9 protein-coding genes are annotated in these 7838 nt (G+C 72.8%); 5 read left to right on the top strand and 4 right to left on the bottom strand.

The genetic code is table 11. The features are described 5' to 3' along the window. Positions 1–287 precede the first annotated feature (287 nt). The 3 genes from ACQRUO_RS37590 to ACQRUO_RS37580 all read right to left on the bottom strand — a co-directional run bounded on the left by ACQRUO_RS37590 (position 288) and on the right by ACQRUO_RS37580 (position 3014). Positions 288–1241 carry a CHAD domain-containing protein gene (locus ACQRUO_RS37590; protein WP_428320673.1) on the bottom strand — a complete coding sequence of 318 codons (954 nt, stop codon included), beginning with the start codon at positions 1239–1241 and terminating at the stop codon, positions 288–290. A 122-nt stretch (positions 1242–1363) separates the two neighbouring features. Continuing rightward, a complete protein-coding gene (locus tag ACQRUO_RS37585; protein WP_428320672.1) occupies positions 1364–2197 on the bottom strand; it encodes a lysozyme in 834 nt (277 codons plus the stop codon). Positions 2198–2558: 361 nt separating this feature from the next. After that, on the bottom strand, positions 2559–3014 hold the full coding sequence (locus tag ACQRUO_RS37580; RefSeq protein WP_428320671.1) for a MarR family winged helix-turn-helix transcriptional regulator: 456 nt from the start codon (positions 3012–3014) through the stop codon (positions 2559–2561). A gap of 636 nt (positions 3015–3650) precedes the next feature. Between ACQRUO_RS37580 and ACQRUO_RS37575 the strand changes: the two genes are divergently transcribed. Beyond that, a complete protein-coding gene (locus tag ACQRUO_RS37575; RefSeq protein WP_428320670.1) occupies positions 3651–4067 on the top strand; it encodes a peptidase inhibitor family I36 protein in 417 nt (138 codons plus the stop codon). Positions 4068–4239: 172 nt separating this feature from the next. Continuing rightward, complete coding sequence (locus ACQRUO_RS37570) at positions 4240–5217, top strand: hypothetical protein (RefSeq protein ID WP_428320669.1); 978 nt, start codon at positions 4240–4242, stop codon at positions 5215–5217. A gap of 101 nt (positions 5218–5318) precedes the next feature. Here the strand turns inward: ACQRUO_RS37570 and ACQRUO_RS37565 are convergent, their stop codons facing one another. Further along, entirely contained in the window at positions 5319–6314 is a 996-nt protein-coding gene (locus ACQRUO_RS37565) for a LuxR C-terminal-related transcriptional regulator (protein WP_428320668.1), read from the bottom strand. A gap of 340 nt (positions 6315–6654) precedes the next feature. On the opposite strand from ACQRUO_RS37565, the gene ACQRUO_RS37560 reads away from it, so the two are divergent. The 3 genes from ACQRUO_RS37560 to ACQRUO_RS37550 form a co-directional block, all read left to right on the top strand. Next, positions 6655–6864, top strand: coding sequence for a hypothetical protein (locus ACQRUO_RS37560; RefSeq protein ID WP_428320667.1), 210 nt, complete (start codon positions 6655–6657; stop codon positions 6862–6864). Positions 6865–6882: 18 nt separating this feature from the next. After that, positions 6883–7191 (top strand): hypothetical protein, encoded by a 309-nt coding sequence (locus tag ACQRUO_RS37555; protein WP_428320666.1) that lies wholly within the window; start codon positions 6883–6885, stop codon positions 7189–7191. A gap of 327 nt (positions 7192–7518) precedes the next feature. After that, positions 7519–7838 (top strand): transposase (locus ACQRUO_RS37550; RefSeq protein WP_428320674.1); only part of this gene is annotated, 320 nt, incomplete at its 3' end.

The raw sequence follows: 7838 nt of genomic DNA, 5'->3' as shown, positions 1-7838 counted from the left end.
CCGGGCTCGCCCGTCGGGCGAGCCCGGCCGCCGCAGGTCGAATGGCGCTGGGCGACACGGCAGGAACGATCAGAGCGCGGCAAGGAACAAGAACGGGCAGCTCTGTGGTGAGCGCGTGGCCGATGCGCTCCCCTCACCCGGTCCCATCAACCCCCGCCCGCCGCCACGCGGGGCCGGCAGCAACCAAGGCAACCCACACCCCGCTCGCCCGACCCGCACCACGGCCCTCACCCACCCACCCGCCCGACGCCCACCCCAACCCCCCTCACCCCAACCCCCAGTCCCCCTCACCCCAGCCGCGTCAGCCCCCTCCGCCTGGCCCGCCGCCAGGCGGGGGCGGCGTCCGCCAGGGCGGCTGCGGCCGTCGGGCGCTGGGCGGCGAAGAGCACCCCGTACCCGAAGGCCGGCTCGCCCTCGGACTGGGCCTGGGCGGCCAGAACAGGGAGGAGGTGTTCCGCGGTGATCGCGTCCTGGTAGCCGCCGAGCGCCTCCTGGAGGGCCCGCATCCGGCGGGCCAGCCCGGCTGCGCCCGGGCCGGCCAGTTCGGCGGTGAAGCGGGCGCGCTTGGCAGCCTTGCGGGCGGCGTGCAGCGCCTCGTCGCGGGCCGGGCCGACCGGCTGCGCCAGGGCCGCGCGCATCCGGCGGTCGGTGCGGCGCTGCTCCCCGCGGAGCAGGCGTTCCAGTTCGGCCCGGCCGCGCCGGGCCCGGCCGCGCAGCGGTGGGCGGTCGGCGAGGCGGGCCACCTCGTCCAGCAGGCCGAGGTAGCGCTCGCCGTCCAGCACCTCGCCGACCTGCCGGTACGCCTCGGCGTAGCGCCGCCGGAACCTGGCGGCGACCAGTTCGGCGAGCCGCTGCGGGTCGGCGGCCGCGGGCAGCGCGGCGCAGCCGGCGGCCAGCCGCTCGCCGGTCGCCTCGGCGTCGCGGGCGGTGCCGAGCACCTGGCCGAGCCAGCGGAGCTCCTCGGCCAGCGCGCCCACCCGGCCAGCGTGCAGCAGTCGCTGACCGGCCGTCAGCGCGCTGCGCAACCGTCGGCAGCAGACCCGCATCCGGTGCACCGAGTCCGGCTCGTCGCGGCGCACGGCCGAGTCGAGGGCGAGCAGTTCGGCGCTCTGGGTGCGCAGGTAGCCGGCCAGTGCGGCGCCGGCGCTGCCCGGCGCGGTGCGCCGGGCGAGCTTCTCCGTGCCGGTCGACCGCTGCTGGGTCCGGGCGCGCTCGGCGCGCCCCGCGGGCGTGGTGGCCATGGGTCCAAGCTTCCCGCTTCGCGGCCCGTGACGCACCCCCTCGTCACGGACCGCATCGGGCCGTACCTCCCTGACATCCCTGACACGGTCGGCAGGGACGGCAGGGACGGCACGGACCGACCTCAGCCGGCCAGCGCCTGCAGGCGGTCGAAGGCGCCGTTGAAGTCGTCCTGGTCCCCCGGGAAGGTCCCGGCGTCCGCGTACTGCCAGAAGGTCTGGTACGACCAGCCGTTCGGCAGCGTGCCGGGCGAGCTGGCGTAGCGGGCGATCCAGAGCGGGTTGGTGGCGCCGAAGCCGCCGTAGTTGCCGGTGCAGGCGGTCCACCAGTTGGTGGTGGTGTAGATGGTCGGGTAGCGGCTGGTGAGGCTGTGCACCGTGTTGCTGAAGTCCCTGATCCAGCTCACCATCGCGCTCTGACCGAGGCCGTAGCAGGTGGCGCCGTACGGGTTGTACTCGATGTCCAGGGCCGGCGGCAGCGTCTTGCCGTCGGCGGACCAGCCGCCGCCGTGGCCGACGAAGTAGTCGGCCTGGGCCGCGCCGCTGGAGGCGTTGGGCAGCGCGAAGTGGTAGGCGCCGCGGATCAGGCCCACGTCGTAGGACCCGTTGTACTGCTGGGCGAAGTACGGGTTGGTGTAGCCGGTGCCTTCGGTGGCCTTGACGTAGGCGAACTTCGCGCCGTCGGCCGCGACGGTCGACCAGGCGACGTCGCCCTGGTAGCTGGAGACGTCCAGCCCGGGGGTCTGGGTGACCAGCGGGTGCAGGCCGCCGCCGGGGCGGCCCTCGTGGGCGACCACGGTGGAGCCGGCCCAGTCGAGCTGCGGGTGGCCGGGCTGGAAGCCGCGGCCGGCGGTGTCGGCCTGCGCGGGGGTGGTGGCCGCGACGGTGAGCAGGGCGGCGGCCAGCGCCGCGGCGGAGGCGGTGGCGAGCGTGCGGGCGAGACGATGCGTGCGGGACATGATCGCTCCTGGTGGCCTGGCAGGGATGAGTACCACGGATGCGGAATCGCACGTACGGAAGACGGAAACGCAAGGCGGGCCGATCACGGACCGAAGAGATACCAATGATTGGCACGGACCCAGTGATTGGCATGGGCGCGCTGGGCGAGCGTAGCGGCCAACCTCACCACGCCGCTAGAGAACTGAGTGCAGGTCAGGCCACTCCGACCCACCGGGACCCCATGGACAGGGCCGCGCCACCGGGAGTTCACCCGACAGCGCGGCCCCGGACCGACAGACCTCGCCCAGACGACCCCGGCCCTACACCCCCGGCCCGACGACCCCAGCCCGACACCCCCGTCCCGACGACCCCGGCAGCCCCTCACTCCCGCAGCCGGCGGGCCACCTCGCCCAGCGCCTCGGCCAGCACCCCGAGCTGCTCACGGTCCAGGACGTCGATCAGCGCGGCCCGCGCCGCCGCCACGTGCCCGGGCGCCGCAGCCCGCAGCACCTCCCGGCCGTGCTCGGTCAGCCGGGCCACCACACCGCGCACGTCGCTCGGACAGGACCGCCGCTCGACCACGCCCGACTTCTCCAGCTGCGCGATCTGGTAGGTGAGCCCGCTCTTGGAGGTGACCACCCGGTCGGCCAGCTCGGTCATCCGCAGCTCGCCCTCGGGCTCCGCGGACAGGTGCACCAGGATCTCGTACTGGGTGTGCGAGAGCCCGGAGTCGTCCTTCAGCTGCTGCTCCAACCGCCGCGCCACCAGGCTGCTCGCCATGATGAAGCCGCGCCAGGCCGCCATCTCCTGCTCGTCCAGCCACCGGGTCTCTGCCATGGGAACCAGCTTAGCGCGTTAGTTCAAATTTGAACTCCAGTCGCCCACCGACACGCCACCCGCCGGCGGTCAGGGTACCGGCCGGCCGGCGCGGGTCGGCACCACACGCGCGGCAGGCACCCGGGACCAATAACACGATCATGGACCGCGATAACACGATCATCGGCCCGCCGAGCCGTAACACAACACGGTGCGAATCCCCGGAGCCGGCACCGGAAAATGCGACGTCCGAGCAGCTCGGCACCCCGGAGAACTCCCTTCCAGCCATAACACGATCATCACCCACAGCCAACAACGAACAGATAACACGCACTCCTCGATCTGACCGGATACGTCCGAATTGACCTGCTCCAACAGGCCTCCAACGAGCCTTCAGTGCGCCCGTAGATCCTCCCAAACCGGGCGCTACCGCCACGCTCCGGCATTCCCCGGACAGCATTGACGGCCCATTCGGCCGTCGGACAAGCTCTTTCTCGTGAACGACGGAACGGCGAACCGGCCCACTGAATTCCAGCAGGCGCCGGAACAGCCACGAAAAAACCGCCGGGAATCCCTCACCGGATTCCAGGCAGTCGGTCACCCGGGTTCTGCCGGTCGCAGAACGAGAAATTCCCCACGACGGAAGAGGAATCCCCCATGAACCTCGTCAGGAAGTTCGTCACCGCCGCCGCCGGCATCACCGCACTCGGCTCCGCGGTCGTCGGCCTGGGCGTCTCGCCGGCCTCGGCCAGCCCGGGCGGCTGCGTGTGGGGCACCGACAACTGCATCTACTACCACTCGAACTTCACCGGCGGCTTCAACGGCGACGGCGGCAACGACAACTACGGCAACCCTGGCTGGTACTTCGCGGGCTGCGCGGGCGGCAACTGCGACGGTGACGGCCAGTCCATCAAGAACAACGCGGGCAGCATGTACAACATGAGCGGCAGCTGGGTCCGGGTCTTCTACAACTCCAACCAGAGCGGCCCGTACATCGACATCGCGCCCTACACCCAGGAGAGCCTGGTCGGCACCGTGGTCTACAACCAGAACGCGTCGCAGCTGTTCTGGTAAGCCCGCACCGCCTACGGGCCCCTGTGTCCGGTCATGCCAGCCGCCTGCCGGCATGGCCGGACGCCCTCTCCCCTCCCACTGCACCACCCGTCCACACCGCACCACGCGTCCGCACCGCACCACTCGTCCGCACCGCACGACCCGTCCGCCACTCGCGAAGGAAGTCCTGAGCATGGCTCCCGCCCGTCTCGCCAAACTCCGGTCGACCGCAGCGCTGTTGGCGGCGGTCGGCGCCCTGACCGCAGGTTGCTCGCAGACCGCCACGACCACGACGAAGCCGGCACCGGTCGCCGCTGCGGCTGGCGACGCGTCGGCCGGCCCGAGCGCGACGGCGTCGCCGCTGCCCGCACCGGCCGTCGGTGCGATCCCGGTGGTCGACAGCACGGTCGGCAAGTCGTTGCCGATCGACGCCTACCTGTTCACCCCGGAGCAGTTCAAGCAGCTGGGCGCCGCCCGCGACACGCTGACCGCGCAGTGCATGCAGCGCTTCGGCCTGACGTACGCAGCACCGACCGCCCCACCGCCCCGCCAGGGCAACCAGGTCACCCACCGCTACGACGTGGTCGACCCCGCCGACGGGTACCGGACGGCGAGTTCCGCCCCCGCTCCGACGCCACCGGCACCACAGCTGACCTCCGAGGAGATCGCCGTGCTGGCCGGCGACGTCCCCGGCAACGCGAAGGCGATCACCAGCTTCCACGGCCAGTCGATCCCCAAGGGCGGCTGCCTCGGCGAGGCCGAGGCGAAGCTGACCGCGCAGGGCGGCTCGATGACCGACTCCCCCGTGGCGGTCGGCATCAACTACGACGACTACCAACGCTCGATGACGGACGACAGGCTGCGCGCCGTCTTCCAGCAGTGGTCCGCCTGCATGAAGGCCAAGGGCTACTCCTACGCGACGCCGAACGACGCGACCGACGACAAGCAGTGGAAGGGCACGGCCACGCCGTCGCCCACGGAGATCGCCACCGCCACCGCGGACGCCCAGTGCCGGCAGCAGACCAACGTGATCGGCACCTGGTTCACCGTGGAGAGCGCCTACGAGAACCAGGCGATCCAGGCGAACCTCGACCAGCTCACCCAGGTGCAGCAGGGCATCGCCGCCGTCGTGAAGAACGCGGCCACCGTCGACACCGGCGGGCGGCTCTGACCCCGGTCGAGTGCCGGCAGCCACCGAGCAGCAGCGGCGCGACCTGCACCAGGCCCCGGGGCCGAGGTGCGGGCCGCGCCGCTCCCGCGCCGCCGACCGCCCTACAGCCACCCCCGCTTGGCGGCCTTGATGCCGGCCTCGAAGCGGGAGCCCGCGTCCAGCCTGGCCATCAGGTCGGCCATCATGCGTCGGACCGTGCGCAGCGAGACCCCCAGCCGCTTGCCGGCGGCCTCGTCGGTCAGACCGCCGGCGAGCATGGTGAGGAGTTCCCGCTCGGTGTCGGTCAGACCGGTCGCCGGCTCCACCGGGTTGCCGACCACGAGCGGGGCGGCGCTGCTCCAGGTGTGTTCGAACAGTTGGGAGAGCGAGGCGATGACGCCCGGCGCCGTGACCACCACGGCGCCGCCGCGCGGATTGCCGGGCTCCAACGGCACGATGGCGATCCGGCCGTCACCGAGCCAGAGCCGCTGGCCCAGCACCGGCGCGGTCCGGACCTCGGCGCCGCGGGCCGCCATCGCCCGGGTGTAGCCGAGCGTCGTGGGGTCGTTGTGGATCGCGGTCTGGTACAGCGAGCGCATCCGCACCCCGCGGTCCAGCACCTCCTCGTCGAGCGGCCGGGCCGCCTCCAGCATCTCGGCCGGGAACGCGGTGCCCGGGAACATGCTGTCCGCGGTCTCCCTGATGGAGTAGGCCAGTTGCTCGAACCGGGCCTGGATGACGTCCAGGCCGACCAGGTGTTCCAGCTCCGGAGTCCGTCCGCCGGTCGCCATCCCGGCCGTGATCATGGCGGTGACCAGGTCGCGTTTGGCCTCGACCTGGCGGCGCTGTTCGGCGAGTTGCTCCTCCTGACGGCGCAGCAGGAGTTCCAGTCCGGCCTCCGCGGCGACGGGTACCAGCCGCTGCGGATTCTCCATGGAGGCCCTGATCAGGGCCAGTTCCGCCAGCGTGCCCAGGCAGTGCATCACCTCGGTGGTGGTGGCCCCCAACAAGGCGGCGAGGTCGTCGACTCCGGCTTCGGGTCGGTCGAGCATCGCCTGCCAGACGCGTGCGGTGTCCTGCTCCAGTCCGAGGCCGACGAGCGTGTCGGTCCCGACCATGCGTGCAGCGCTCAATGCGCCCCCCGTTTTGTCCGCGACTTCACAAGATCCCCACGGGATCAGGCTGTCCAGGGACCTCTTCCCCCGCGGGGAACACGGGCAATCACTTGATGTGATCATGCTATCCCTGCCCCGACCGGCGAGGCCGGCCGCCGGTGGTCTGCACCTCTGCTGGCACCAAGGTGCCAAGTGGCTTGGTGCCAGGACGCGCCCGTTCCGGGGCAGGTCGGTGACTGGGATGGTTCTTCCTGCCGGCCGCGGGAGTCACCCGCCGGAAGCCGGCGGACCGGGCTGCCGGGCCCGGAACGACCACCCGTCGGACACCCTGGGGGATACCGCCATGTCGACATCGACCCGCACCGCGTACCGCGCCGCCGCCACCCTGGTCCTCGCCCTGGTCCTGGCCGCCCTGCCGGCGGTCGGCGCCGGCGCCGGCGCCTGGCACGGCACCGTGCGCGGGGGCGGCACCGGTGGCAGCACCGCCGACGCCGCCCCCACCGCGGTGGTCGCCGGCCTGCCGTGCAGCATGTGCTGGGTCACGCCGTCGTGACGACCACGAGGGCCTGACATGGAGCTGGTCCTGATCCGCCTGACCGGCCCGCCGTGGCTCCGCCGGCCCCGCCACCCCGCGCTCCCGACGCCCCAACTGGTGGTCGACGTCATCTGGGCCAACGCGGTGCCGGCCGACCGACTGGAGTACGTGCACACCCGGGCCGGGCCGCTCCCCGCGAGCATCGATCTCGCGCTGTTCCACCGCCTCGACCCGCGCCGGCCCTCGATCGGCGCCACGGCACTCGCCCTGTGTCAGCGGGCGATCGCCAACTCACCCTCCCTGCAGGCCTGGACGGCTCAGCCGCTGCCGCCTCCCGAGTTCTGAGCGGGCCCCGCCCCGGAACTCGGGCCGCGGCGGCGCTCGGGCCGCGACCCGGTGCCGCACCACCCGGGGACGACACGCCACCCGAGACGAGACACCGTCCGGGGAGGAGTCACCACCCGAGACGAGTCACCGTCCGGGGACGAGTCACCGCACCACCACCGAGGCCCGCCGCGATCCGGCGGGCCCGCGTGGCGCCCGCCCGCGCCGGGCACCTCCGGCGCTCCATCACCTTCACGGGGGAACGACGTGACCGATCCATCCTGTACGGCGACCGCCGCCGACCACGGCTGGCCCGCCCGCGGCACCGGCGGGGCAGCGGCCCCCTGGCTGCTGGACGACGAGCTGTGGGCACTGATCGAGCCCCTGCTGCCGCCGTGGCCGGCCCGCGCGCCGGGCCCGCGGCCGGTGGCCGACCGGCTCTGCCTGCAGGGCATCCTGTTCGTGCTCGGCACCGGCATCACCTGGCAGCAACTGCCGCGGGAGCTCGGGTTCGGCTCCGGCCAGACCTGCTGGCGCCGGCTGTGCCGGTGGAGCGAGGCGGGGGTCTTCGGGAAGATCCACCACGTCCTGCTGAGCCGGCCGCAGATCGCCCGACGGATCGACTGGTCCCGCGTTGCGGCGGCCGTCGCCGGCCCGCCGCACGGCCG

The sequence above is a fragment of the Kitasatospora sp. LaBMicrA B282 genome (assembly GCF_050325825.1).
Taxonomy (GTDB): domain Bacteria; phylum Actinomycetota; class Actinomycetes; order Streptomycetales; family Streptomycetaceae; genus Kitasatospora.
The sequence above is the reverse complement of the archived record's forward strand: the minus strand, read 5'-3'. Positions and strand labels throughout refer to the sequence as shown.

Bases quoted from the DNA above. Each gene is read 5' to 3' on its own strand.
- ACQRUO_RS37590 (WP_428320673.1), bottom strand. From the start codon at position 1,241: ATGGCCACCACGCCCGCGGGGCGCGCCGAGCGCGCCCGGACCCAGCAG.
- ACQRUO_RS37580 (WP_428320671.1), bottom strand. From the start codon at position 3,014: ATGGCAGAGACCCGGTGGCTGGACGAGCAGGAGATGGCGGCCTGGCGC.
- ACQRUO_RS37585 (WP_428320672.1), bottom strand. From the start codon at position 2,197: ATGTCCCGCACGCATCGTCTCGCCCGCACGCTCGCCACCGCCTCCGCC.
- ACQRUO_RS37555 (WP_428320666.1), top strand. From the start codon at position 6,883: ATGGAGCTGGTCCTGATCCGCCTGACCGGCCCGCCGTGGCTCCGCCGG.
- ACQRUO_RS37560 (WP_428320667.1), top strand. From the start codon at position 6,655: ATGTCGACATCGACCCGCACCGCGTACCGCGCCGCCGCCACCCTGGTC.
- ACQRUO_RS37575 (WP_428320670.1), top strand. From the start codon at position 3,651: ATGAACCTCGTCAGGAAGTTCGTCACCGCCGCCGCCGGCATCACCGCA.
- ACQRUO_RS37565 (WP_428320668.1), bottom strand. From the start codon at position 6,314: ATGGTCGGGACCGACACGCTCGTCGGCCTCGGACTGGAGCAGGACACC.
- ACQRUO_RS37570 (WP_428320669.1), top strand. From the start codon at position 4,240: ATGGCTCCCGCCCGTCTCGCCAAACTCCGGTCGACCGCAGCGCTGTTG.